The 24430-nt window shown below is 64.3% G+C and carries 30 protein-coding genes and 1 pseudogene; 15 read left to right on the forward strand and 16 right to left on the reverse strand.

Going from position 1 to position 24430, the window contains the following annotated elements; translation table 11 throughout:
• Positions 1–52: 52 nt before the first annotated feature.
• The 3 genes from EAG14_RS21330 (at position 53) to EAG14_RS21340 (ending at position 4440) form a co-directional block, all read left to right on the forward strand.
• Positions 53–1342 carry a solute carrier family 23 protein gene (locus EAG14_RS21330; protein ID WP_121730067.1) on the forward strand — a complete coding sequence of 430 codons (1290 nt, stop codon included), beginning with the start codon at positions 53–55 and terminating at the stop codon, positions 1340–1342.
• Between the two features lie 209 nt (positions 1343–1551).
• Positions 1552–3066: an acetyl-CoA hydrolase/transferase family protein gene (locus EAG14_RS21335; RefSeq protein ID WP_205603553.1), complete on the forward strand. Its 1515-nt coding sequence runs from the start codon at positions 1552–1554 to the stop codon at positions 3064–3066.
• A gap of 219 nt (positions 3067–3285) precedes the next feature.
• A complete protein-coding gene (locus EAG14_RS21340; RefSeq protein ID WP_121730068.1) occupies positions 3286–4440 on the forward strand; it encodes an ABC transporter substrate-binding protein in 1155 nt (384 codons plus the stop codon).
• A gap of 40 nt (positions 4441–4480) precedes the next feature.
• Here EAG14_RS21340 and EAG14_RS21345 read toward each other — a convergent pair whose 3' ends face one another.
• Entirely contained in the window at positions 4481–5635 is a 1155-nt protein-coding gene (locus EAG14_RS21345; protein ID WP_099742653.1) for an ABC transporter substrate-binding protein, read from the reverse strand.
• A 195-nt stretch (positions 5636–5830) separates the two neighbouring features.
• Between EAG14_RS21345 and EAG14_RS21350 the strand changes: the two genes are divergently transcribed.
• Positions 5831–6256 (forward strand): hotdog fold thioesterase, encoded by a 426-nt coding sequence (locus tag EAG14_RS21350; protein ID WP_099657376.1) that lies wholly within the window; start codon positions 5831–5833, stop codon positions 6254–6256.
• A 302-nt stretch (positions 6257–6558) separates the two neighbouring features.
• On the opposite strand, the gene EAG14_RS21360 is transcribed toward EAG14_RS21350, so the two are convergent.
• Positions 6559–6879: a DUF4148 domain-containing protein gene (locus EAG14_RS21360; protein ID WP_121730598.1), complete on the reverse strand. Its 321-nt coding sequence runs from the start codon at positions 6877–6879 to the stop codon at positions 6559–6561.
• Positions 6880–7052: 173 nt separating this feature from the next.
• Here EAG14_RS21360 and EAG14_RS23515 point away from each other — a divergent pair, with 173 nt between their 5' ends.
• Positions 7053–7721, forward strand: coding sequence for a surface-adhesin E family protein (locus EAG14_RS23515; RefSeq protein WP_240456873.1), 669 nt, complete (start codon positions 7053–7055; stop codon positions 7719–7721).
• Between the two features lie 16 nt (positions 7722–7737).
• On the opposite strand, the gene EAG14_RS21370 is transcribed toward EAG14_RS23515, so the two are convergent.
• The 5 genes from EAG14_RS21370 to EAG14_RS21385 all read right to left on the reverse strand — a co-directional run bounded on the left by EAG14_RS21370 (position 7738) and on the right by EAG14_RS21385 (position 9748).
• On the reverse strand, positions 7738–8190 hold the full coding sequence (locus EAG14_RS21370; RefSeq protein ID WP_121730070.1) for a hypothetical protein: 453 nt from the start codon (positions 8188–8190) through the stop codon (positions 7738–7740).
• 20 nt (positions 8191–8210) lie between these two features.
• Complete coding sequence (locus EAG14_RS23520) at positions 8211–8429, reverse strand: hypothetical protein (protein WP_240456874.1); 219 nt, start codon at positions 8427–8429, stop codon at positions 8211–8213.
• On the reverse strand, positions 8386–8799 hold the full coding sequence (locus EAG14_RS21375; RefSeq protein ID WP_240456875.1) for a hypothetical protein: 414 nt from the start codon (positions 8797–8799) through the stop codon (positions 8386–8388). Before EAG14_RS21375 ends, EAG14_RS23520 begins: the two co-directional genes overlap by 44 nt.
• A gap of 66 nt (positions 8800–8865) precedes the next feature.
• Positions 8866–9432: a cob(I)yrinic acid a,c-diamide adenosyltransferase gene (locus EAG14_RS21380; RefSeq protein WP_121730071.1), complete on the reverse strand. Its 567-nt coding sequence runs from the start codon at positions 9430–9432 to the stop codon at positions 8866–8868.
• Positions 9433–9463: 31 nt separating this feature from the next.
• The gene (locus EAG14_RS21385; RefSeq protein WP_099742649.1) at positions 9464–9748 is read right to left on the reverse strand and encodes a hypothetical protein; all 285 of its coding nucleotides are present in this window, start codon (positions 9746–9748) and stop codon (positions 9464–9466) included.
• Positions 9749–10061: 313 nt separating this feature from the next.
• On the opposite strand from EAG14_RS21385, the gene EAG14_RS21390 reads away from it, so the two are divergent.
• Positions 10062–10490, forward strand: a complete 429-nt coding sequence (locus EAG14_RS21390) for an EF-hand domain-containing protein (protein WP_121730072.1) — start codon at positions 10062–10064, stop codon at positions 10488–10490.
• Between the two features lie 120 nt (positions 10491–10610).
• Here the strand turns inward: EAG14_RS21390 and EAG14_RS21395 are convergent, their stop codons facing one another.
• The 5 genes from EAG14_RS21395 to EAG14_RS21415 form a co-directional block, all read right to left on the reverse strand.
• Complete coding sequence (locus EAG14_RS21395) at positions 10611–11420, reverse strand: amino acid ABC transporter ATP-binding protein (RefSeq protein ID WP_121730073.1); 810 nt, start codon at positions 11418–11420, stop codon at positions 10611–10613.
• Positions 11404–12057 (reverse strand): amino acid ABC transporter permease, encoded by a 654-nt coding sequence (locus EAG14_RS21400; protein WP_121730074.1) that lies wholly within the window; start codon positions 12055–12057, stop codon positions 11404–11406. The genes EAG14_RS21395 and EAG14_RS21400 overlap by 17 nt, the downstream gene beginning before the upstream one ends.
• 6 nt (positions 12058–12063) lie before the next feature.
• On the reverse strand, positions 12064–12738 hold the full coding sequence (locus EAG14_RS21405) for an amino acid ABC transporter permease (protein WP_121730600.1): 675 nt from the start codon (positions 12736–12738) through the stop codon (positions 12064–12066).
• 68 nt (positions 12739–12806) lie between these two features.
• Positions 12807–13646 carry a transporter substrate-binding domain-containing protein gene (locus EAG14_RS21410; RefSeq protein WP_121730601.1) on the reverse strand — a complete coding sequence of 280 codons (840 nt, stop codon included), beginning with the start codon at positions 13644–13646 and terminating at the stop codon, positions 12807–12809.
• Positions 13647–13654: 8 nt separating this feature from the next.
• Positions 13655–14452: a GntR family transcriptional regulator gene (locus tag EAG14_RS21415; protein WP_099657368.1), complete on the reverse strand. Its 798-nt coding sequence runs from the start codon at positions 14450–14452 to the stop codon at positions 13655–13657.
• Positions 14453–14765: 313 nt separating this feature from the next.
• Between EAG14_RS21415 and EAG14_RS21420 the strand changes: the two genes are divergently transcribed.
• The 6 genes from EAG14_RS21420 (at position 14766) to EAG14_RS21445 (ending at position 18501) form a co-directional block, all read left to right on the forward strand.
• Entirely contained in the window at positions 14766–15542 is a 777-nt protein-coding gene (locus tag EAG14_RS21420; protein ID WP_158236351.1) for a DUF4397 domain-containing protein, read from the forward strand.
• 88 nt (positions 15543–15630) lie between these two features.
• Complete coding sequence (locus EAG14_RS21425) at positions 15631–17055, forward strand: FAD-binding oxidoreductase (RefSeq protein ID WP_121730076.1); 1425 nt, start codon at positions 15631–15633, stop codon at positions 17053–17055.
• 142 nt (positions 17056–17197) lie between these two features.
• Positions 17198–17503 carry a hypothetical protein gene (locus EAG14_RS21430; protein ID WP_121730077.1) on the forward strand — a complete coding sequence of 102 codons (306 nt, stop codon included), beginning with the start codon at positions 17198–17200 and terminating at the stop codon, positions 17501–17503.
• An 87-nt stretch (positions 17504–17590) separates the two neighbouring features.
• A complete protein-coding gene (locus tag EAG14_RS21435; RefSeq protein ID WP_099657365.1) occupies positions 17591–17797 on the forward strand; it encodes a DUF4287 domain-containing protein in 207 nt (68 codons plus the stop codon).
• A gap of 55 nt (positions 17798–17852) precedes the next feature.
• On the forward strand, positions 17853–18215 hold the full coding sequence (locus EAG14_RS21440; protein WP_162996058.1) for a hypothetical protein: 363 nt from the start codon (positions 17853–17855) through the stop codon (positions 18213–18215).
• Between the two features lie 67 nt (positions 18216–18282).
• Positions 18283–18501 (forward strand): hypothetical protein, encoded by a 219-nt coding sequence (locus EAG14_RS21445; protein WP_121730079.1) that lies wholly within the window; start codon positions 18283–18285, stop codon positions 18499–18501.
• 13 nt (positions 18502–18514) lie between these two features.
• Here the strand turns inward: EAG14_RS21445 and EAG14_RS21450 are convergent, their stop codons facing one another.
• Together EAG14_RS21450 and EAG14_RS21455 are read right to left on the reverse strand one after the other, a co-directional pair.
• A complete protein-coding gene (locus EAG14_RS21450) occupies positions 18515–18859 on the reverse strand; it encodes an antibiotic biosynthesis monooxygenase (RefSeq protein ID WP_121730080.1) in 345 nt (114 codons plus the stop codon).
• Positions 18856–19206 (reverse strand): NIPSNAP family protein, encoded by a 351-nt coding sequence (locus tag EAG14_RS21455; protein WP_121730081.1) that lies wholly within the window; start codon positions 19204–19206, stop codon positions 18856–18858. Before EAG14_RS21455 ends, EAG14_RS21450 begins: the two co-directional genes overlap by 4 nt.
• 78 nt (positions 19207–19284) lie before the next feature.
• Between EAG14_RS21455 and EAG14_RS21460 the strand changes: the two genes are divergently transcribed.
• Both EAG14_RS21460 and EAG14_RS21465 read left to right on the forward strand, forming a co-directional pair.
• Entirely contained in the window at positions 19285–19995 is a 711-nt protein-coding gene (locus EAG14_RS21460) for a helix-turn-helix transcriptional regulator (RefSeq protein WP_121730082.1), read from the forward strand.
• A 47-nt stretch (positions 19996–20042) separates the two neighbouring features.
• Positions 20043–20366 (forward strand): annotated as a pseudogene (locus tag EAG14_RS21465) (YnfA family protein).
• 134 nt (positions 20367–20500) lie between these two features.
• Here EAG14_RS21465 and EAG14_RS21470 read toward each other — a convergent pair.
• On the reverse strand, positions 20501–22102 hold the full coding sequence (locus EAG14_RS21470; protein WP_121730083.1) for an ABC transporter substrate-binding protein: 1602 nt from the start codon (positions 22100–22102) through the stop codon (positions 20501–20503).
• A 222-nt stretch (positions 22103–22324) separates the two neighbouring features.
• Between EAG14_RS21470 and EAG14_RS21475 the strand changes: the two genes are divergently transcribed.
• The gene (locus tag EAG14_RS21475; protein WP_121730084.1) at positions 22325–22819 is read left to right on the forward strand and encodes a hypothetical protein; all 495 of its coding nucleotides are present in this window, start codon (positions 22325–22327) and stop codon (positions 22817–22819) included.
• Positions 22820–22871: 52 nt separating this feature from the next.
• Here EAG14_RS21475 and EAG14_RS21480 read toward each other — a convergent pair whose 3' ends face one another.
• Positions 22872–24278 (reverse strand): hypothetical protein, encoded by a 1407-nt coding sequence (locus tag EAG14_RS21480; protein WP_371414378.1) that lies wholly within the window; start codon positions 24276–24278, stop codon positions 22872–22874.
• Positions 24279–24430: the final 152 nt, after the last annotated feature.

Raw genomic sequence — 24430 nt, forward strand, 5'->3', positions numbered from 1 at the left:
CCCGAAATCCACTAGCATCCAGCACACAAATTTTCACAATAAAGGAAACACCATGGGATTCATGGACTGGAAAGTCAAAACCCCCGACGTGCTGGAGCGCGGCGGCGTGGTCGGCCCCGACGAGCGCCTGCCCTGGCCGCAAACCGCAGTGATGGGCGTGCAGCACGTCATCGCCATGTTCGGCGCCACCGTGCTGGCCCCCATCCTCATGGGGTTTGACCCGAACGTGGCCATCCTCATGAGTGGGCTGGGCACGCTGATCTTCTTTTTGATCACCGGTGGCAAAGTGCCCAGCTACCTGGGTTCGAGCTTCGCCTTCATTGGCGTGGTGATTGCAGCCACCAGTTACGCAGGCAAAGGCGCCAATGCCAACATCGGCGTGGCGCTGGGCGGCATCATTGCCTGCGGCCTGGTCTACACCCTCATCGGCGTGCTGGTGCAAGCCGTAGGCACGGGCTGGATCGAGCGCTGCATGCCCCCGGTGGTCACCGGTTCGGTGGTGGCCGTGATTGGCCTGAACCTGGCGGGCATCCCCATCAAGAACATGGCCGCGAGCAACTTTGACAGCTGGATGCAGGCCCTGACCTTTGTGTGCGTGGGCCTGGTGGCCGTGCTCACGCGCGGCATGGTGCAGCGCCTGCTGATTCTGGTGGGGCTCATCGTGGCCAGCATCGCCTATGCAGTGCTGACCAACGGCCTGGGCCTGGGCAAACCCATGGACCTGTCGGCCCTGGCCAACGCGGCCTGGTTTGGCCTGCCCAACTTTGCCGCACCCGTGTTCAGCGTCAACGCCATGCTGCTCATCGCCCCTGTGGCCATCATCCTGGTGGCCGAGAACCTGGGCCACGTCAAAGCCGTCACGGCCATGACGGGCCAGGACCTGGACCGCTACATGGGCCGCGCCTTCATCGGTGACGGCATTGCCACTATGGTCAGCGGCAGCGCAGGCGGCACGGGCGTGACCACCTATGCCGAAAACATCGGCGTGATGGCCGCCACCAAGATTTACTCCACCGCCGTGTTCCTGCTGGCCGGTGTGTTTGCGCTGGTGCTGGGCTTTAGCCCCAAGTTCGGTGCGTTGATCCAGACCATCCCCCTGCCGGTGATGGGCGGTGTCTCCATCGTGGTGTTCGGCCTGATCGCCGTGGCGGGCGCCAAGATTTGGGTGGACAACAAGGTGGACTTCTCGCAGAACAAGAACCTGATCGTTGCCGCCATCACGCTCATCCTGGGCACGGGCGACTTCACGCTCAAGTTCGGCGACTTCGCCCTCGGCGGCATCGGTACCGCCACGTTCGGCGCCATCGTGTTGTACGCGCTGCTCAATCGGTCTACAGACTGACTGACGCAACAACCCACGGCGCACAGGAGATGTGCAGACAGCCCCTGCAGATCTCCGCTGCAAATTTGACGCAAGCCTGACGCCCCCTGACTTTCACGGGGGCATTTGAGGGTAATCACTGACAGGGTTTACACGGTCGTTACCATTTGCCCTGTAGAAGACAGAACCGCCCTGTGGGGCGGTATTTTTTTTGACCGGAGATGGCCCCAATGACCCTGGCAGAGCGCGTTCGTTACCCCGACTTTCACTCACGCATCATGACGGCGGAAGAGGCCGCAGCGTTGATTCCGGCAGGGGCCAACGTGGGGATGAGCGGCTTCACCGGGGCGGGTTATCCCAAGGCGATTCCGCTGGCGCTGGCCAAACGCATTGAGGCCGAACACGCGGCGGGCAAGTCGTTTCGCATCAATGTCTGGACGGGCGCGTCCACCGCGCCCGAGCTGGACGGAGCCCTGGCCAAGGTGGATGGCATCGACATGCGCCTGCCGTTCCAGTCCGACCCCATCTGCCGCGAAAAGATCAACACGGGCAAGATGCAATTCAATGACATGCACCTGTCGCACGTGGCGCAGCATGCCTGGTTTGGCTTTCTGGGCCATCTGGACGTGGCGGTCATCGAGGTGCTGGGGATTCTTCCCGATGGGCGTCTGATTCCCTCCACCGCCGTGGGCAACAACAAGACCTGGCTGGACCTGGCCGACAAAGTCATCATCGAAGTGAACTCCATGGTGCCCGAGGCCATGGAGGGCATGCACGATGTGTATTACGGCACGGCCCTGCCGCCGCACCGCAAGCCGATTCCGCTCACGCAGCCCCACGAGCGCATTGGCGAGCCCTACCTGCGCGTAGACCCCGCCAAGGTGGTGGCCGTGGTGGGCACCCACCAAAGCGACCGCAACACCGTGTTTGCCAAGCCCGACGAAGTGTCTCAAAAGATCGCTTCGCACATCATCGACTTCTTGCAGGCCGAGGTGCAGAAGGGCCGCCTTCCCAAGCAATTGCTGCCCCTGCAGTCGGGGGTGGGCAATGTGGCCAACGCCGTGCTGGCGGGCCTGCAGGACAGCCCTTTTGAGGGGCTGACCGGTTTCACCGAAGTGCTGCAAGACGGCATGCTCGACTTGCTGCGCACCGGCAAGATGGCTTCGGCATCGGCCACCGCCATCTCGCTGTCCACCGCTGCGCTGGCCGAGTTTGCGAGCAACCTGGACTTCTACCGTGAGCGCATCCTGCTGCGCCCCCAGGAGATCAGCAACCACCCCGAGCTGGTGCGGCGCCTGGGCATCATCGGCATGAACGCGATGATCGAGGCCGACATCTACGGCAACGTCAACTCCACCCACATCATGGGCTCCAGCATGATGAATGGCATTGGCGGCTCGGGCGACTTTGCCCGCAACTGCTACCTCTCGTTCTTCGTCACACCCTCGCTGGCCAAGGGTGGCTCCATCTCCAGCATCGTCCCCATGGTCTCGCATGTGGACCACACCGAGCACGATGTACAGGTCATCGTGACCGAGCAAGGCCTGGCCGATCTGCGCGGGCACTCGCCAACACAGCGGGCCGAACTCATCATCGAGCACTGTGCCCACCCGAACTTCCGCCCCGCGCTGCGCGACTACCTGGCCCGCGCCCGCAAAGGTGCCACGGGCCAACATACGCCACACCTGCTGAACGAGGCCTTGTCCTGGCACCAACGGTACGTGGACACAGGCTCCATGCGCTGAGACGGGGCGCCAGCCGCCCAGCCAACCAAGTCGGGGGCACCCCCGCCGCGGCCGCTCGCGGACGCTGCGCTTGCAGAAATCCTCTACCACCCGGTAAAATTAGGGTTAACCCTAGGCCATTCACCTGGGAATCTCAGGCCTTCGCACGGCCCCACCCCCTTCATGACTTAAGCCGACCTCTCTCAGAGGTCGGCTGTTTTACTTGCGGATTTCACAGCCATGCAACGTCGTCAATTCACACAATCGCTGGTGGCCACCAGCGCAGGCCTTCTCTTTGCCACCGCCTCGCGTGCGGTGGGCGTGCAAGACCCCATGGACAGCAAGACCGTGTCCATCGGTTGTTCCCTGGGCCTGACAGGCCCCTTGGCCAGCCTGGCCCGCGAACTCAAGCAAGGTCTGGATGCCGGTCTGGCGCAGGTCAATGCCAAGGGCATCAATGGCCGCGAGATCAAGCTGGTGGCACTGGACGATGGCTACGACGCCAAACGCTCTGAAGACAATGCCCGCAAGCTGATTGCCGACGCCAATACCGTCGCGCTGATCTCTTGCATGGGAACCCCCAACAACCAGCGCATCCTGCCCCTGGTGGACGAAGCCCAGATCCCCTATGTCGCCCCCCAAAGCGGGGCCACGTCGCTGCGCAAGGCCGAGCACCGCTCGGTGTTCCATGTGCGTGCCAGCTATTCGGACGAAGCCCAGCGCCTGACGCAAAAGCTCTTTTCCATGGGCATCACCGACTTGGCCATCGTGTACCAGGACACCGTCTTCGGCCGCGAGTTTCTGGCCGATGTGACGGCGGCCCTCAAGTCCATCGGCCAGACGACGGCGCCCAAGGCGTTCAAGCTGGATGCAGAGGGCAAGGGCGTTGAGAGTGTGGTGGGCCAGGCCGTGGCGGCCAAGCCCATGGCCGTGCTGCTGGGCACGGCCGGTGACGTGACGGCGGCACTGGTCAATGAATTCAAGAAGGTATCGCCCAGCACCCCACTGGCCGCCACCAGCGTGGCCTTGAGCGGTGACAACCTGCGCCAGTTGGGTGGCAAGACGGCAGGCCTGGCCCTGTCAATGGTGTTGCCCGACTCAGGCCGCACCAGCGTGGCACTGGTGCGTGAGTACCAAAAGGCCATGCGCGCTGCGGGCTTCCAGGAATTCTCAGCCCGCAGCTTTGAAGGCTATGTCAACGCCCGCGTGCTGGCCGAAGGCCTGGAGCGCGCAGGCCGCGAGCTGACCCGTGGCAAGCTGCGCTCTGCCTTGGCGAGCCTGCGCAGCCACGACATGGGAGGCATGACGGTGGACTTCAGCGGCGGCGCACCCTACGTGGGCTCGCGCTTTGTGGACCTGGGCATCCTGGGCGCCAACGGCCGCGTGGTCGGCTGATCCAGCCCCGCAACGGGCGTAGGCGCGCTGCCAGGCAGTATCAGCCGACAAAACGGCCTGTGCCGTTGAGCACGCCCATATCGACAAACCGGGAGCCCACGTAAGGGGCCTGGCCACCGTAGTCGATGGTGAGCCCCCCCAGGTCCAGGTTGCGAATGCCCGCCAGCGCGGTGCGCAGCTTGCTGCGGGTAGGGTCGGCGCCGGCACGCTCCAGGCCTTCGGCCAGCACGCGCGTGTTGACGTAGGCCTCCAACGTGCCCAGGTTGAACTCTTGCACACCCTTGGCACGCATGGCGGCCTGGTAGTCGCGCACCAGCGCTGTCTTTGCGCGGTTGGGGTCAGGCATCACCATGGTGACCGCCAAACCGCTGCCCGCATCGCCCAGTTGTTTGAGGCCATCGCTCGTCAGGGTCACACTCAGGCCCGCCATCAGCACGCCGGGCAGGTTCTTTTTCAGCCCACGCACCAGCTCGACCGATGCTGAACCTGCCGTAGCCAACAGCACCGCCGCCGGGCGCGCCTGGCCTACCTTGGCCAGCACATCGCTCAGGTTCTTGCCATCGGTGGCCAGAGCCGCCTGCACGAGTGGCTTGAGGCCCTGCTCTGCCAAAAAGCGCGTGGAGTCTTCCAGCATTTCGCGCCCATAAGCGTTGTCCAGGTTCACGATGCCGATGTCCTTGAGCCCCATGCCCGCCAGGCGTTGCACCAGGCGGCGCACTTCGTCGGTGTAGCTGGCCCGCACATGGAACACGTTGCGTGAGCCCTTGCGCAGCGACGATGCCCCGGTGAAAGGCGCAACATACGGAATGCCCGCTTCGTCGATCAAAGGCAGGATGCCTGCGTTGTTGGGCGTGCCCACACAGGACATCAGTGCAAACGCACTGCCCTGGCTGATGATTTGCTGGATGTTCTCGGTGGTGCGCTGGGGCACATAGCCATCGTCCACCACCTGCAATTGCACCGCGCGGCCATGGATGCCGCCACGCGCGTTGATCTGCGCCAGCGCGGCTTCGGCGCCGAGTTTGATGTCTTGCCCAAAGCCTGCCAACGGGCCGGTGAGCGCAGCCGAGCAGCCAATCGTCAGACTCTTGCTGCTGATGCCGCCCTCTTGCGCAAACACATTGCGCACCAGTGCAGGGGCTGCCAGGGCAGCAACCAGACGAGGGGCATGGGTGACAAATTGGCGACGCAGCATAGAACACGGACTCCTGAGAATTGACCACAATGGCACGCGGCCGACCTGCCGCCACCAGTGCCCCAAACACAGGGCAACATGGCAATCTATGCGGTGGCTTGCGCGAGCGCCAGAGAATCAACCCTTAGGCTGTCTCTGCAAGCACCGTGCAGCCTCATTCGCACATCCCTCATGCACCGACAGGAACCCGCACCCATGTCCATCTGGAAAAAGCCCATCTCCGTCCAAAGCCTGAACGACACCAGCGCCAATACCGCCACCAGCCACCTGGGCATTGAGCTGACAGAAGTGGGCGACGACTTCGTGCGTGGCCGCGTGCCCGTGGACGAGCGCACTCGCCAGCCGTTTGGCCTGCTGCACGGCGGCGTGAGCGTGGTGCTGGCCGAGACCCTGGGCTCGCTGGGCGCCTACTACGCCAGCCCCGAAGGCCACCGTGCCGTGGGGCTGGACATCAACGCCAACCACCTGCGCGCAGCCACCAGCGGCTGGGTCACCGGCACGGCACGGCCAGTGCACATTGGCCGCACCACGCAGGTTTGGCAGATTGACATGGTCAACGACGCGGGCGAGCTGACCTGCGTCTCCCGCATCACCATGGCCGTGTTGGCGCCCAAGGGCTGAGCCTGTTGCCAGGCTCGCACCCGGGAGCCTCGGCGCAAATCGAGCAGTCATTCCGCGCCGCAGATTGACGAGGACTGCCGGTCGCAAGGCACAGCCATCGCTATTGCCTCTATTGCGCGCATTGACTTGAGAAGCAGGCCGACTGAGGCCATGGGTGCCCGGTGCACGATGATGAGCCCAGAGGTTTCCAAAAGGCTTGTCGCCATCACGACTCCATGCCAATACATCCCCCAAACGCAAAAGCCCGCAAGGCAGGCCTTGCGGGCTTTTTTTGGGGGCCCTCTCGGGGCAGCGCCGTTCGATCAGAACTCGCCGCGGTCGGTTTGATGGGCGCGGGCAGCGGCAATCGCTTCGGCACGCACATCAGCGCGGTTGCGGGAACCGTGCGCAGAAGCGTCGCTGTAAGCAACGTCAGAGCCTTCGGCATCGTGCGGCATCGTGCCGTTGGCGCGGGCGGCGGCCAGATCGGCAGCCACGGCGGCGCGGGTCAGCGTGCCTTGGGCCGATGCGGCAGCGGGATAGTTGGAGCCTTCACCAAAAGCGCCCACCGATTGCGCTTGGGCAGCCCAGGAGCTCAGGGCCAGAACGGACAGGGCGGCGAGAGTGCGATAGTTCTTCTTCATGGTCATACCTTTCAGATCAACAGTCAGATGCGGGCCAGAGGAGACCACCCAGAGGGCGGAGGCCAGTGCAACCTGCGTCGGTGAGCGCCAGTTGAACGCGTCGCTCATCGATGGGATGAACTGTATCTAGGGTTTCCACGGAGATAAATGCCTCTTCATGGAACGAAATGTTCATGAAATTGAAACAATCAAAGGGAACTTTTTGGATTCAATACACCGATGAACATGATGTAAAGAAGTGTGTCGGCGCCCTGGCGGACCCGCCTTTTGCCAACAAAAGGTGGGCGGACCTCCCTGTCGCCAGAGCTGGTTTTCGAAGGCAGACCTCCATCCGTTACGATCCACCACCTCGCTCACGCCTCCCATCCGTCTTAGCCTGCGTGACGCACTCCACCAAAGGCAATGTGGTGTTCCGCTTTCTGATCCTTGGCTCGGTCCTGTTGCTATTGGCAGCTCCCGTGGCGGCGTCGGCAGAGCCTTGGTTCGCCGTGCTGGGAGACCCCGGCGAAAAAAACGGGGAACTGATCGAAGTGCTTCCCGCCCCCACGGCCCTGGGTGAGCGCGTGCTGCTGGATTTGCGTGTATCACGCAGCCACCAGCGCACTTCGTTTCGAGGACAAAAATACCGCTCTTACGTGGCCAAAGTCAGTGTGGATTGCACGGCACAAAAGGCGTGGTATCTCTGGCTTTCGTACCATGCAGGGCCCCAATGGCAGGGGCCGACCATTGGCAAGGAAAATTACGAGGAAGGCCAGGCTCCCGTGCTGTTCAAAGACGTGCCGGGCCAGCCTTACATGCGATTGATCAAGGCCGCGTGCAAGGCACGGCCAGCCGCCCATTGATGCGCACCGAGAAGCGCTACCCCCGAGACTCCACCCGGGTCAGCACCCACCGGTCTTCGCAGCGAATCACCACCACGTCGTTCCCCAGATCACAGACCTCCACGGACAGCGGAAGCTCTTTTCTGAAATCACCGGTCGATTTCAACATCCACACCGCCGTCCCGTTGGGCAGAGACACGTCCAGCTTCCATCCCCATCCGTCCGAAGACTGCTCATGGTCTAACCGTGCCGGTATCCAGTCCGTGGAAGCTTGCGCAGCCGCTACCAAGGCACCGTCTGCCAACCACTTCCGGTATCCAAGCGCCTGAACCAGCAACACTGCAGCGCCCAGTCCACCCAGGCCTGGAGACTCCCCATAGATGCCCAGCGCCACCATGGCGCACGGCAAGGCCACTCCGAGCCAACCGGTCTTGCCGGAAAACAGATGCTCCTCATTGGTCCATCGGGCTGGTGTGCGGTGGTTGTCCATGGCTGGGGTAGAAGTCTGCGTCACCGCTTGAACCGAACCGTCATCTGCGGCCTCTGGTCCACACGGCCAATCTTCCAAGCGTACGAGCCAAACCCCAGCGTGGGCGTTGAAGTCGCGTTGTGCGAGATGACTTCAGCGTTCTTGGGAAGGTTGACCTGCAGTGTTCCGTTCACCGTGATACCGAGCTGTTCGAGTTCACGCTTTTCTTTGTCCTTGATTTCCTTCGAGGCGATGGTCATCACCCCGTCTTTGTCGGTGCACACCGAAAAAATGCTGAGCATGTCCAGCGGCTGGCCTGGCTTTTTTGGGGCTGTCAATTTCCAACTCGTAGCGCCCATCGCCCTTGTAGGTCGCTTTGCGAAAGCCAGGGTGGCCAGAGAGTTTTTCAGCCTCTGCTTTGAGGCCCGCCTGGTCCTTCTCGGTCAAACGGCCTGCCTTCTTGATCTCGGCAGCAGCCAATGCATGCACGGCCGTGCCCGAGTATCGGAACGTGTAGCCACCGTCCGATTGCACATCCACACTGGCTGCAAACTTTTCGGGAACGAGACATCCCGTCAACATCAGGGCACATGCGGCAATGGAAGATCGAAACCCAGCAGAAATTTTCATGACAAAAGGAACGCGTGGTACGAGGAAACCGAGAAACAGAAAAGTCGCAGAGCGGCGAACCGATGGCTAAGCGCCCTCTTGGCGCGCCAAGCGCTCGCTTTTCCAATACACGTCGTCCCCGCCATCCATGCGGTTGAGCACGCGGGCGAGCACGAACATCAGGTCGGAGAGGCGGTTGAGGTACTGGCGGGGTGCATCGTTGATGGCTTCTTCGTTGCCCAGCGCCACCACCACGCGCTCGGCACGGCGGGCCACGGTGCGGCACACATGGGCCTGGGCTGCTGCGCGGGTGCCAGCGGGCAGGATGAATTCCTGCAGGCGCGGCAGGACTGCGTTGTGCTCGGCCAAGGCCTCGTCCAGCGCGAGCACGGCCTCGGCCTTGAGCAGTTCAAAGCCGGGAATGGACAGCTCACCACCCAGATTGAACAGCTGGTGCTGGATCTCCACCAACAGCGCACGCACGCCGTCAGGCAGGCGCTCGCACAGCAGCAGGCCAATGTGCGAGTTCAGCTCGTCCACATCGCCCATGGCGTGGATGCGCAGGCTGTTCTTGGACACGCGCTGGTTGTTACCCAGGCCCGTGGTGCCAGCGTCCCCGGTGCGGGTGGCGATTTCGGTGAGGCGGTTTCCCATGCGATGTCTCCTGTGGTGTCTGAGAGCCTGTTCAAAGGTCTTTGTGCGAGTCGAGCACAAAGACCATGCCCATGAAGCCCACCGACACGGTGCGCCCCCGGATGCTGGTGTACGAGGCCACGCCCACCGAGTGGTAGTTGGACACAAACGCAGCCAGCGCGCCTACGCCCAGCACGCCCGCCAGCGGACTGCGCTCGGCCACAGACGCCTGGATCTGCTGGCGGTGCCGCTCGGCCGAGGGATTGAACAGCGCTGCGGCTGCGACCAGCACGGCCAGGGCGGTGATGACGGGAAGGGCTTTGGAAGCTTGGGCCATGGGCGGGACCTGGGGTGGGTTGGATCAACGAAGGCCCGATTGTGCCCGGTGCGCCGTGCGATTCGGCCTCTCTCAATACGCTATCAAAACAATAGCTGCCAGCGCTTATTTATTGAGCGCTACAAGGTATTTCTATTTGAAACGGTGCGCTGTGCACTGCACCGCACCGTGCAGATGCGCGGACGGCAGGTGGCTGCGCCGTTACACGGCGCTGAAAAATGTTGGACCAGGCAACAGCAGGCAAAAGTGCTGGCCTGCATGGCCCTGCTGGGGTGCAATGCAACCCTGTTCAACTTTACGGAGCACTGCATCCATGAAGACCAAGCAACAACTTGCACCCCACACCACCAGCCCCACAAGCCCGGCCAGCCGCGCCACGGCCACTGGCTGGACCCGGCACTTTGAAGCCAGCAGCGTGGTGCTGTTTGCAGCCTTGACGCTGGGCACGGCCGGTGCGGTGCATGCACAAAGCGGCGCCAGCAGCACAGGCACGGCGCCCTCCAAAACCGTGGTGGGCCCAGCCAACGCCACACCCACCGCAGGCCAGGCCACCTTTGGCGGTGGCAGTGCTGGCACCAGCAGCGACGCAGCCTTTCTGCGCGCCGATGCCAACCACGACGGCATGCTCAGCCCGCAGGAAGCGGCCACGCTGCCCGCCATTGGCAACCGCTTCCAGGCGCTGGACAAGAACAAGGACCAGATGCTGTCACGCGAAGAATTTGAAGCAGGCGTGAAGTCATAACGCCCTGCGGTGCGGCCCCCGCCGCGCCCACCCCACGAGAGCCCGGGCGGTGGTGGACGCTCCGGGCTCTTTTTTTGGCGGCATGGTTGCGCCCAGCCGCTGCTTTTTTTGGGATCGATCTCAGTCGTGCAACGACGACAAAAATTGCTGCAGCTCCGGCGTTTGCGGGCTGCCAAACAACTGCGCGGGGGTGCCCATCTCATGCACCCGGCCTTGGTGCATGAAGATCACGCGGTCGCTCACCTTGCGGGCAAACGCCATCTCATGCGTGACCATCATCAGCGTCATACCTTCCTGCGCCAGCGACTCGACCACGCGCAGCACCTCACCCACCAGCTCAGGGTCCAGCGCCGAGGTGATCTCGTCGCACAACAGCACCTGCGGCTCCATGGCCAGCGCGCGGGCAATGGCCACGCGTTGCTGCTGCCCGCCCGAGAGCTGGTCGGGCATGGCATCGAACTTTTCGGCCAGGCCCACGCGTTCAAGCAGCTTGCGCGCCTGCACCTCTGCGTCTTTGGGGCTGCGGGCCTTGACCAGCGTGGGGGCCAACATCACGTTGCGGCCCACCGAGAGGTGCGGGAACAGGTTGAAGCCCTGAAAGATCATGCCCACCTGCTGGCGCAGTTCGCGCATGGCAGCGGGGTTGTCGTGCAGCAGCTTCTTGCCGTTCACGCTCAAAGCGCCTTCCTGAAACTGCTCGAGCCCATTCACGCAGCGCAGCAGCGTGCTCTTGCCCGAGCCGCTTTTGCCGATGATGGCAATCACCTCGCCCCGCGCCACCTTCAGGTCGATGCCTTTGAGCACCTCGTTGGTGCCGTAGGACTTGCGCAGCGCGGTGATGTCAACGATGGGGGGTGGGCCAACGAGGATGCCGTCGTGTGGATGCACGGGGGTGGCGAAGGTAGCGGTGGCTTCAGCGGCGGTGGCCATGGAGTTTCCTTTCAAGCGATTGCGCCACCAGGCTCACGGGGAAGCACAGGGCAAAGTAGAGCAACGCCACGCAGGCGTAGACGAGAAACGGTTGGTAGGTGGCGTTGGAGATCATGCTGCCCGCCTTGGTCAGCTCGACAAAGCCGATGACCGAGGCCAGCGCCGTGCCCTTGATGACCTGCACCAAAAAGCCCACCGTGGGTGGCACCGCAATGCGCAGTGCCTGCGGCAGCACCACATGGCGCAACTGCTCGGCAAAGTTAAGCGCCAGGCTCTGCGCCGCCTCCCACTGCCCCTTAGGGATGGAGGACACGCAGCCGCGCCAGATCTCGGTGAGGTAGGCGCTGGTGTACAGCGTGAGCGCCACGGCCGCTGCCGTCCACGGCGAGGTCTTGATGCCAAACAGCGCAATGCCGAAGTACGCCAGGAACAGCTGCATGAGCAGCGGCGTGCCCTGAAACACCTGCACATACGCACCCACGGCGCGATCCATTCCGCGCACCTTGGACAAGCGCGCCACCAGCAGCAGCAGGCCCACCAGGCCGCCGCCGATGAAGGCGATAAGGGAGAGAGAGACCGTCCAGCGCGCTGCCATAAGCAGGTTGCGCAGGATGTCCCAAAGAGAGAACTCGACCATGGCTGCTTACCTCCCGATCAAGAAACGTGCACCCACCCACATCAGCAGGCGGCGGGTGAGCATGGACAGCGCCAGGTACACCAGCGTGGCCAGGATGAAGGCCTCGAACGCACGGAAGGTGTTGCTCGAAATCAGGTTGGCCGCATAGCTCAGCTCGGGCGTGGAGATTTGCCCGCACACGGCAGAACCCAGCATCACGATGATGATCTGGCTGACCATGGCAGGCCACACCTTTTGCAGCGCGGGCGGCAGCACCACGCGGCGAAAGGTCTGCCCCGGCGTCAGCGCCAGGCTGTGCGCGGCTTCGATCTGGCCGCGTGGCGTGGCCTCAATGCCTGCGCGGATGATCTCGGACGAATAGGCCCCCAGGTTGACCACCATGGCCAGCACGGAAGCGAACTCGGGCGAGAGCTTGAGTCCCAGCGCCGGCAGGCCAAAGAACAGGAAGAACAACTGCACGATGAAGGGCGTGTTGCGCACCAGCTCCACATAGCTGGCCACAGCCCAGCGCAGGGGTGCCGGCCGGTGCCCCAGGTTGCGCGCCCGTGCCCAGGCACAGGCGGTGCCCAGCAACAGGCCCAGTACGGTGCCGACGATGGTGAGGGCAATGGTCCACACCACGCCCCGCACCAGCAGCGGCCACGCGGCCAGCACGGCAGAAAAGTCGAGTTGAATCAGCATGGTGGGCAAACCCTGCGGCGCTTGTCACGCCGCAGCCCTGTGCAAAGGAAGAGAGCGGTCTTGAGTGCTTATTGGGGCAGATCGCCCGCAGGGCGGCCCAGCCACTTGCTCGACAGCTTGTCCAGGTCGCCCGCCTTCTTGGCGTCGGCAATGATTTCGTTCACGCGGGTGCGCAACTTGTCTTCGCCCTTGGCCACGCCAATGAAGTTGGGGCTGTCTTTGAGCAGCAGCTTGTATTCGGTCTGCAGCTGTGGGTTCTTCACCATGATGGTGCCTGCGGTGGAGGCGCTGGTCGCAATGGCCTGCGTCTGGCCCGATACAAAGGCCGAGATGCTGGCGGCATGGTCTTCAAAGCGCTTCACGTCCACACCGGCGGGGGCCACCTTGGCCAGCTCCTGGTCTTCCATGGCGCCGCGCGTCACGGCCACGCTCTTGCCGGTCAGGTCGGCAAAGCTCTTGATGTTCAGGCTCTTGCTGGCAAACACAGCCTGGAAGAACGGGGCGTAGGCGGCAGTGAAGTCGATCACCTTCTCACGCTCGGCGTTCTTGCCCAGGGTGGAGATCACGAGGTCGGCCTTTTGCGTTTGCAGGTAAGGAATGCGGTTGGCGCTGGTCACCGGGATCAGCTCCACCTTCACGCCCAGCTTGGTGCCAATGTAGTTGGCCATTTCCACATCCAGGCCCTGGGGCTTGAGGTCGGTGCCGACAAAGCCGTAGGGCGGGTAGTCGGTGGGGATGGCGATCTTGATCTCTTTGGCCTTGAGGATGTTGTCGAGCGCGCTCTGGGCGTGCGCCGCAGGTGCCGCCAGGGCTGCCACAAAGCCCGCTGCGGCCAGCAGGGCCAGTGCCGTGCGGCGGGTGCGGTGGCTGTCCGCAGCGGCAGCAAAGGAAGAGGTACGGGAACTCATCAAGGCGGTCATAGCAAGGCTCCTAGGTAGGCAGACCCGTCGTCGGACGGTGAGGGGGTGGAAGATGTGGGAGAGGTGGATGCAATGGCTTTGCGCGCAGCGGGCCGCCTTTTGGCGGCTTGCGGCGGGGTCTTGGCCACCGGGGCCAGCGCGTCGCGCAACCCGGCCAGGGGGTCGGTCTGGGCTTGCAGGCGCAGCGCCGCCTGCACGGTGCCGATGTGGTCGGCCATCAGGGTCTCGGCGCGGTCGATGTCGCCCGCCTCCAGCGCCTCGACGATGCGCACATGGTCCGCACAGCTTTGGGCCGCATCGTGCGAAGACTGGTAGAGCATGGCGATGAGCGTGGTGCGGGCGGTGTAGTCGCGCAGCGTGTCGGCCAGCAGCGCATTGCCCAGGCATTCGGCCAGGCACACATGAAAGTCGCCCAGCAAGTAGGTGCGCATGCCCACATCGCTGCCCGCCAGGGCGGCCTTTTCGCGCGCCAGGTGGTTCTTGAGCTGGCGCAGCGCGCCCGGGTCCACCGCGCGGGCTTTGAGCTGGTGCAGCAAGCCCAGCTCGATCACGCGCCGGGCCTCAAACGCTTCGCGGGCCTCGTCTTGCGAGGGCTCCACCACATACCAGCCACGCCGCGCACTCACCGTGACGATGCCGCGCGTGGACAGCCGCGTCAGCGCCTCGCGCACGATGGTGCGGCTGCAGTCAAACAGCATGGCCAGTTGCTGCTCACCCAGGCGCGAGCCGGGGGCGAGCTTCTGGGCCATCACGGCTTCCATGATGCGGTTGCTGATGTCGGTGGCGGTGGTCATTGACCCAACCTACGCAGGTTCTGTGCCAACTGGTATACAAGACCGATGCACCACGGTGGCGCACCTGTTTCGTGCACACGGGCCCTGGCGAGGGGTCTCCACGCCCCGACCGCACCAGTTCAACGCAAGGCGCAAGGCAACAGCGCCAACACTGGTGCACACGCCAGCGCCAAGGCGGTGCAGCCCGCCACAGGTGTGGGGCACTGCTTCAACTTTCTTTACTGTGCGGCGGGCTATCTTTACCCCCGGCACATGTGGACCTGCAGGCGGCTTCGTAGCCTCGTCGCTTTACCGACCACTACAAGGAAATCCTGTGTCCCACCGCTCCCCTCGCTCGGCATTCACCGCCCACCTGCCCCCCACCCGCCGCAGCGTGCTGGCATCGGCCCTGGGCCTTGTGGGCGCGGGCAGCGCGCTGGCCCTGACCGGCTGCGGCGGGCTGGGCAGCGAAGCCCAGCTGCGCTTCATCAACGCCACGGTGGATTACACCCAGGCCGACTTCTACGCCGCAGGCGAGCGCGTGGCCGCTTCGCTGAGCAACGGGGGCAACATCTCTGCCTGGTATGCCGTAGAAGCCGACAGCACCCAGATCGCGCTGTACGCCGCTGGAGGCTCCAGCGCCAAGCTCACCGAAACCCGCACGCTGGAAGAAGACACCTACACCAGCTTGCTGGCCTACGGCTCACTGGCCAACAGCCTCAAGTTCAAGTTCTTCGCCGAATCCAACAGCAGCGCAGACAGCAGCAAGACCAAGGTGCGCGTGTTCCACGCCTGCGAAAGCCTGAGCGGCCTGGACCTGTACCTCACCAACACCAGCAGCTTGAGCGGGCTGAGCCCCACCGCCACGGTCACGGAATACGGCGACATCAGCGACTTTGTCTCGGTGTCGTCCGGCCTTTACCGCGTGCGGCTGACCAGCAAGGATGACCAGAGCAATGTGCTGTTTGACTTCACCAGCCAGATCACGCTGGGCAGCACCTCGGTGGTCACGCTGATCGTGGTGCCGCGCAGCAGCGGCTCGTACCCCAACATCAGCGCGCTGCAAGAGCAAGGCGGCTACGCCCTGCTGGCGAACTCGCTGGTCAGTTAAGCGCCGCTCAACCCCTGCCACGCAGGCCATCGGTGGCAGGCGGCGGGCGCCGGTGGTATTCTTTTCGGCCCACCCAGGAGACCCGCCCATGAACGCCCCCACCGCTGCCGCCCACCTGCTGCCCGCCATTGCCCTGCGCGATGTGCCCCAGGCACTCATCGACGCCCTGCAAACCCACTTTGGCGCGCAATGCTCGCTGGCCCAGGCCGTGCGCGAGCAGCACGGGCGTGACGAGGGCTCGCTGCAGGCCCCGCCCCCTAGCGCCGTGGTGTTTGCGGAAAGCACGCAGGACGTGGCCGACGCGGTGAAGCTGGCCAGCCAGTACGAAGTGCCCGTGATTGCCTACGGCGCAGGCTCGTCGCTCGAAGGCCATCTGCTGGCCGTGCAGGGCGGCGTCAGCATCGACGTGAGCCGCATGAACCGCGTGCTGAGCATCAACGCCGAAGACCTCACGGTGACCGTGCAGCCCGGCATCACCCGCAAGCAGCTCAATGAGGCCATCAAGGACACGGGCCTGTTCTTCCCCATCGACCCTGGCGCCGACGCCAGCATTGGCGGCATGGCGGCCACCCGCGCCAGCGGCACCAACGCCGTGCGCTACGGCACCATGCGCGAGAACGTGCTGGCGCTGCAAGTGGTCACCGCCAGCGGCGAAGTCATCCACACCGGCACCCGCGCCAAAAAGAGCAGCGCGGGCTACGACCTCACCCGCCTGATGGTGGGCAGCGAAGGCACGCTGGGCATCATGACCGAGATCACCGTGCGCCTGTACCCCCTGCCCGAGGCCGTGAGCGCCGCCATCTGCTCCTTCCCCAGCATCGAAGCGGCTGTGCGCACCACCATCCAGACCATCCAGCTGGGCGTGCCCATTGCCCGCGTGGAGCTGATCGACCGCCACACCGTGCGCATGGTCAACGCCCACAGCAAGCTGGGCCTGCGCGAAGAGCCCATGCTGCTGATGGAGTTCCACGGCTCGCCCGCCAGCGTGAAGGAGCAGGCCGAGATGGTGCAAGACATTGCCAACGAGTTTGGGGGCCAAGCCTTTGAATGGGCCAGCACCCCCGAGGAACGCACCCGCCTGTGGACCGCGCGGCACAACGCCTACTTTGCCGCCGTGCAAAGCCGCCCCGGCTGCCGCGCCATCAGCACCGACACCTGCGTGCCCATCAGCCGCCTGGCCGACTGCCTGCTTGAATCGGTGGACGAAGTGGAAGCCAGCGGCATCCCCTACTTCCTCGTCGGCCACGTGGGCGACGGCAACTTCCACTTCGGCTACCTCATCGACCCGAACAGCGCCGAAGAACGCACTCAGGCCGAAGCCATGAACCACACCCTGGTCGCCCGGGCCCTGAGCATGGGCGGCACCTGCACGGGTGAGCACGGCGTGGGCATCCACAAAATGGGCTTCTTGCTGGACGAGACAGGCGCCGGCGCGGTGGACATGATGCGCGCCATCAAGCGCGCGCTGGACCCGAAGAACATCCTGAATCCTGGGAAGATTTTTGCGATGTGAGGGTGCGTGGCGATGCCACGGCCGTCGCAAATTTTGCTATTTAATTGATAGCCATCAGCGCTTTATCTGCAAGCTCTAGATGCCATATTGATTGCAAAATCAGCACCTCGCTTGCCCCAACGCAGCGCTCCGAAGAAACACCATGCCCTTTGACATGTACGCCAACGGCCAGCATGAGGCCATTGGGCACCAAGAGGAATTCATCTTCGCGCTGATTCAGGCGGATGGGCAGCGCTTTCCGGCGCTGTCTGCGCTGTGGAGTGCGTACTACGATGACCCCCGCCTCTCCTCGGCGCAAGCCGGTGCGCTGCTGCATGAGCTGATCGATCTGCTGGCCAGCCATGGCGGCGCAGCCAACAAGGCGCTGGCCCATACCGTGGTGCGTCTCTTGCCGTTCTTCAGCATGGCCTGCAAGGGTGGTCATGAGATACGCACGGAGAGTGACTGAGAGAATCGGCGTGCCCGTCGGAGACAAGCGCACCAGTGACACTACGTCTTTCGACGTCGCATGCCCCAACCCACCGGAGGAGTCTGTATGGCTGAAGAGAAAACCAAGGGACCGGCTTCGTACTTTCCGTCCATTGAAAAGACTTACGGCAAACCGATTGCCCACTGGCTGGATGTTCTGAGCAATGCGGGCGAGCGCAAGCACATGGAGTACGTGGCCCTGCTGAAAGAGCAACACCAAATGGGCCACGGGCATGCCAATGCGCTGGTGGCGTACTTTCTTGCCAAGAGGTGAACGGCTTGGTCACTGCTACAGACATCCAACCACGCGCAACATGAACATGCCCCCAATGAAACCGCTGTTTTCACAGTCAGAAAAGTTCCTTGCGGCCTTCAGTGCCATCTTGTTTGTGTTCGCCGCCGCTTGGGGAACATGGTATGAATCCCAGTCCCATCCCCTGCCTGCATTTCGAACCTTCTCTGGAAATCTCTGGGCCGCTTGGCCCGCTGCAGCGCTGGGCGCGTACATTGCTGCCGTGGTGGTGCTTCAGCGCAAGCACACGGCAGCGCAGCTGTACTTCCTCGCAGGATTTTCCGCCTGCGCATGGCTTGCCCTGGCAAGCTTCGTATCGTCCACAGCCACCATGAGCTTGGTCCTCGTTTCGGGCATGCTCTACCGCGCCGGCGATCGCACTTCAACCGCTACAAATTAAATAGCATTTCAAATCCAAGGTCTGCCACTCAAAAGTCGCTAAACCTCAACACTTTTCGGAAATCCCTATGAAACGTTTGAATTGGCAACGCAACACCTTCCTTGGGCTGGCCTGCATCGCGCTGGCAGGCTGTGGCGCAGATGTGGCCACCACGGCCGTGACCACCACCAAGCTGCAGGCAGCGCAAGCCAAGCAAGCGGCGGCCCAGGCCGAGCAAATCAAAGCGGGCCTGGCACAAGCAGCGCAAAGCGCTGAGGCGCGGGCGTCAGCGGCAGAAGGCCAATGACCTCTCTCTGCGCTCATCCATGCACAGCGCGCGAATCGAGCGGCACCTGCGCCCGGTCGTTCAAGCCATAGTCCCGCACCACCGCTGCCACACGCAAGCGGTAGTCGCTGAAGATATGGGCACGGCCCCGCTGCTGCGTGTCCCGGTGCGCCTCCACCTGGCGCCAGCGGGCCACGGCGGCTTCGTCGCGCCAGAAGGACAGCGACAGCAAACGGCCTGGCTCGCTCAGGCTTTCAAAGCGCTCGATGGAGATAAAGCCGTCCACTTGTTCCAGCAGCGGGCGCAACGCGGCGGCGGCTTGCAGGTACGCATCCCGTTGGCCAGGGGCGGGCTGTACCTCAAAGATCACGGCCATCATGCGTGGGCTCCTTCCACCCAGGCGTGGGCGGGCAGGCTGAAGGTGCCCTCCACCACCTGGGGGAAGCTGCGCTCTTCGCGCAGGATGATGCGCTGTTGCTGGGCCATGGCAAAGTTTGCTTGCCCCTCGGGGTCGGCCCGCAAGCGGGCGCGGTAGGCCTCGTACGCGGCCAGCGAGTCAAAGCCAATCAAGCCCCAAGCCTCGTAGTTGCTGCCCTCGTGCGGCACAAAGTAGCCCAGCAGGTGGCCGCCGCAGCGGGGAATGATCTGCCCCCAACGGCGGGCGTACTCGGCAAACGCCTCGCGCTGGAAGGGATCGATTTCGTAACGGATGAAGCAGGTGATCATGGCGGCATTGCGGTGAAGTGGGTAGGCCCTGCACGATAGACGGTTGACGGGCATGAATGGTTCGCTGAAGATCGAACCATGAAAGACGGACCCCACATTGCGCGCATTGCCGCACTGATCGGAGACACAGCGCGGGCCGATGTGCTCACGGCGCTGATGAGCGACCGCGCACTCACCGCCACCGAGCTGGCCGCCGTGGCAGGCGTGACCAAGCAGACCATCAGCGCCCACCTGGCCAAGCTGCTGGATGCCGGGCTTCTGGCGGTCGAACAGCAAGGCCGCCACCGTTACTTTCGGCTGGCCAATGCCGATGTAGCGCAGCTGCTGGAGTCGCTGATGAATGTGGCCTTCCGCTCTGGCGCGGTGCGTGTGCGCTCCAGCCCGCGCGAGCCCGCCCTGCGCCGCGCCCGCATGTGCTACGACCACCTGGCGGGCGAGGTGGGCGTGCAGCTGTACGAAGCGCTGGTGCGCCAAGGGCTGTTGCAGCCTGCGCCGGATGGCGTGGCCCTGACGCCCGCAGGCACGGACTGGTTCACCCAGGTGGGCATCGACACAGCCGCCCTGCAGCAACAGCGGCGCATGCTGTGCCGCCCCTGCCTGGACTGGAGCGAGCGCCGCCACCACCTGGGCGGTGCGCTGGGGGCCGCATTGCTGCAGCGCTTGCTGGAGGGCGGCTGGGCTCGCCGCGCACCAGCCACCCAAGGCACGCCCTCGCGGGTGGTGCAGTTCACGCCCAAGGGCGAGCTGGCGCTGCGCGAGTGGCTGGCCGCTACGGCCCCCGCTCACTGACAGCCGTCCACCGGCACCCGCCCGAATCGCCCCCTCCCGATCACTGCATGAAAACCCTGCTGCTCTTCACCCTCACCGCCCTGGCCGAAATCGTCGGCTGCTACCTGCCCTAGCTGTGGCTCAAGCAGAGCAAGCCAGCGTGGCTGCTGGTGCCTGCTGCGGCCAGCCTGGCACTGTTTGCGTGGCTGCTGACGCTGCACGACACCGCAGGCGCTGGCCGGGTGTATGCGGCGTATGGGGGGGTCTACATTGGCGTGGCACTGGCCTGGCTGTGGGCGGTGGATGGCATCCGGCCCACGGCCTGGGATGTGGCCGGGGTGCTGGTGGCGCTGGTGGGCATGGCCATCATCGTGCTGCAGCCGATGAAATGAATACACCCCTGAGTCGCCTTCGGCGCCTCCCCCCTCTCCTTCGGGAGGGGGGCGTCCCCGGCGCGGCGGGGTGGCCCTTGCGCGAGGACACTGGCCTGCGCCGCGCCAGTCTCGAATGCTGCGGCGCCCAGGCCTCAGTTCACCTTGACGAGCCGCCAGTCGATGCGGTTGTCGGTGCGCTGCACCAGTTCAATGTTTTTCTTCATGGCCCAGGCCAGCATCTGGTTGTGCAGCGGGATATGGGCGACGGTGTCGTTGTGCAGTTGCAGGCCTTCGGTGAGCAGGCGGTTGCGCACGGGCAGGTCGGTTTCAGTCTTCACGCGGTCCACGATATAGTCCATGCGCTCGTTGCTGTAGCGGCCCAGGTTGTAGTTGCCATCGCCCCCGGTGGTTTTGGTGCGGGCCAGGGACTGCAGGGTGTAGAGCGCGTCAAACGTGGGCACGCCCCAGCTGAGCATGGCGATGCTGGCCTCGTGCCGCTGCACCATGGGGTAGTAGGTGACGGCGGGCAGCGTGCGCAGCTTGGCCTTGACCCCCACGCGCGCCCACATGGAGGTGATGGCCTGGCACAGCTCCTCGTCTTGCACGATGGCGTTGTTGCTGCAGGCAAAGTCCACCTCAAAGCCGTCTTTGTAGCCCGCCTGGGCCAGCAGGTCTTTGGCAGCAGCGGCATCAAAGGGCAGGCGCTTGTCCACGGCTTCGGTCCAGCCGTTGACCAGGGGCGAGACGATGGCCCCCGTGGGCTTGGCCATGCCGCGCATTGTCACGCGCTGCAACGTGGCGCTGTCGATGGCCTGGTACAGGGCCTTGCGCACGCGCAGGTCTTTGAGCGGGTTTTTGCCCTTGATGTTGCTGCCGGGCAGCTCGTCGCGGAACTGGTCCAGAGCCAGGTACACGGTGCGGTTTTCCACCATCTCCATGACCTTGAGACTCGGGTGGGCCTTGACGCGGGCCAGGTCCTGAATGCTGGTGTCGCGCACCATGTCCACCTCGCCCGAGAGCAGCGCGGCAATGCGCGTGGCTTCGGATTTGATGGGGGTGTAGGTGATTTCGGTGACATTGCCTTCGGCCTTGCCTGCGCCCCACCAGTGGGGGTTGGTGGCGAAGGCGATGCGCTGGTCGGGCACCCATTCCTTGAGGGTGAAGGGCCCGGTGCCCATGGCGTTGCGGTGCGAGTGGGTTTCTTCCTTGCCCTTAATGTCCTTGGGCTCGAGCGACTGGTGCTTTTCGGCCCAGGCCCGGCTCATCACGCGCAGCTCGGTCAGCTGGTTGAGCAGCACGGGGTTGGGGTTCTTCAAGAAGATGTCGATGGTGTCGGCATCGACCTTGGCCACGCGGTCCATGCCCTGGGTGTAGATGGCGTAGGTGGATGTCTTGGCCATGGCGCGTTGCAGCGAATAGACCACGTCTTCGGCCGTAAGGGCCGAGCCGTCGCTGAACTTCACGCCCTGGCGCAGCTTGAAGCGCACTTGCGTGGGGGTCACTTCCTTCCACGACAGCGCGAGCACGGGCTCGATCTTGAGAGTGCGGCTGTTGAACATGACCAGCGACTCGTACACCGCCGCGTGGATGCCGTTGCCCAGGGCGCTGTTTTGCGAGTGGATGTCCATGGTCTGGATGTCGCTGGAGCCCGCCCATTTGAACGGCTTGGCCCAAGCGCTGGGGGTAGCGCACAGCCACAGCGTGGCCGTGACGGTGGTGGCGGCGACGGCCCTCAGAGAACGCTGCAATGGCATGGAAAACTCCCTGGATGAATGCGAGATGCACCGCGCGTGGCGCGGCGAACGGCGGTGCCGGGCACTATGCAGCACATCGCGTGCCACGCCCTTGGGGGATTGCACTCTTGCAGGGTGCGATGGTGGGCGTACAGGCCCTGGCGCAGAGCGCAAATGCTATACATTCAATAGCTGCTAGCGCTTTTACTGCGTGCGCTAACGGCCATTTTTATTAAAACCCTTATGCGCTGGTTGACTGTCTCTCGCTGTTTTGGCGCGGCCTTGTTGCTGGCGCTGCTGGCATGGCCGCTGGGCATGCTGTGGGTGTTGTCGCATGAGGACTACCACCCTGAGCCCGGGACGCTGGACTATTACCTGGGCCTGTCGTCCCTGGTGCGGGGCGTGCCCCTGCCAGCGGATGGGGATGCGCCGGAGTACTACGGATCCACCGGCGACGGACCCAAGCAGCCGGTGAGCATGGTGACACTGCAAGTGCCACCCGAGCAAGCCAGCGCCACCCTGGCCCGGCTGCAGGCCTATCTGCAGACCAAGGGCCTGCAACCCACCGGGCCGTTCAAGCACGAGGCGACCGACACCGCCACGCTGCAAGACTGGGAATACGCCAACCCGCAACGCACCGAGGTGGTGGTGCTGCGGCAGGTGGTGCCCGCCCACCCCATTGCCCCTACCGATGGCGCTTCACGCAGGGTCACGTTCAGCGTGATGCACTACGACTAGGCAACGGGTTCATTCGCAACGCCCCACGCGCGCGCCCAGCCACACCCAGCCTTCAGGGCCGTTCGCGGTCTGGCACGCGGGTGTTCAGTGCGGCGGGGCGGTAGTCAGGCAAAAAGGCACAGCCTTTGCCAAAGGTCGCCTCGAAGGCCGGGCACTGGCTGGCAATGCTGGCCGGGGTGGGCTGGGTGCCGTCGTTCACCCAGCGCAGCAAGGCTGCCACCAGGGTGGGATAGGTCGGATCGCTCAGGTAGCTGTGGCCGCTGTGCTGGGTGAAGGTTTGCACCAGATGCCCACTGGTACCCGCCTTGTCCATGGTGGCCTTGAAAACCGAGTCCAGCTCGACAAACGCAGTGGGGTCGTTCACGCCTTTGACGGTGAGCACGGGCACGGGGATGCGGCCGGTGGGGTCGGTGTCTTGCGCAAAGCGGGCGACGGCGGCCGGGTCGGCGCTGTAGCGCAGCACGCCCGCGTTCAGGGCCGCGTCCGCAGCGGCATCGCCCGAGCCGCTGTAGCGCACGCCCTGGTTGCCAAACGGGCTAGCGCCACCGGTGCGGTGCTGCACCACATCGCGGTAGTGGAAGGTGGCCCAGTTCATGTGGCTGTGGATGGAGCTGGCCGGGATGCGGACCACGTCGGTGATGAGCTTCACCTTGCGCTGCTGCTCGACGTTGCGCTCGGCCTGCGGCTTGTCCAGCCCCAGGCACTCGTTGACGCGCGCCTGCAGGTCGGCCTGGGCCATGTGGGCATCGGCAGGCAGACCGATGTTGAGCGGGTAAGCGGCCTCCGTGGGGCGGGGGTGGTTGCCGCACAGGTACTGGTAGACCACCCGCAAGTCGGTGCGGAAGTCGTACGAGCGCGAGCCCCCGGCCAGCACGCCGCTGGTGAGCAGCACGGCATCGTAGGGGCGCTTGCCGTGGGCCGTGGTGGTGAACCTCTCCGCCCCCCGCGCCGCCACGCTGGCCCCCCACGATTGCCCATGCAGGATGGTGCGCTGGGGCTGCGCCACCTGGGTCACAAAGATCTGGCGCAGGCGTTCGGTGTCCTCGGCGGCGGCACGCACTTCCACACCGCCCTGGCGGAAGGTGCTGCCCGCCCATGCATAGCCCGCCTTGACCATGATGGCCCAGCGCTCCAGGTCTTCCACCGACCGCTCCAGCTTGGGCGCGCCCAGCGCCGGGCCGCCGTGGGCGTGCAGCACCAAGTGCCCATTCCACTGATTGGGCAGGGCGATGAGGTAGTAGGCCCCCGCAGAGTCCTGGCCTGAAAGGCAGCGGGCAATCGATGCCACGGCTTTGGGGCACGCGGTGGGCGTGGGGGCGGCCTCAGGGGCCTGGGCTTGAAGCTTGGCCTGGGCTGCCGGGGCCTGCGGCGGCAGCGGCGCGCAGGCCGCTGCCAGCACAGCCAGCCCCGCCAGGGCCAGCCGCCCGGGCAAAGACGGGGGCAAAAAGGGGTGGCGCATGGTGGTGTCTCCTGTAGGTATGGGTGCCGATGCTGGATGCCCACGCATCGTAGAAAGCGCCATTCCATACGTCAAATAGGCTACACCACCGCAACTGATACGATTTTGATATGACAATGACACCACAGCCCCGCTCCCACTGCCGCCGCGCC

It is taken from the genome of Acidovorax sp. 1608163, from assembly GCF_003669015.1.
Taxonomy (GTDB): Bacteria; Pseudomonadota; Gammaproteobacteria; order Burkholderiales; family Burkholderiaceae_C; genus Acidovorax.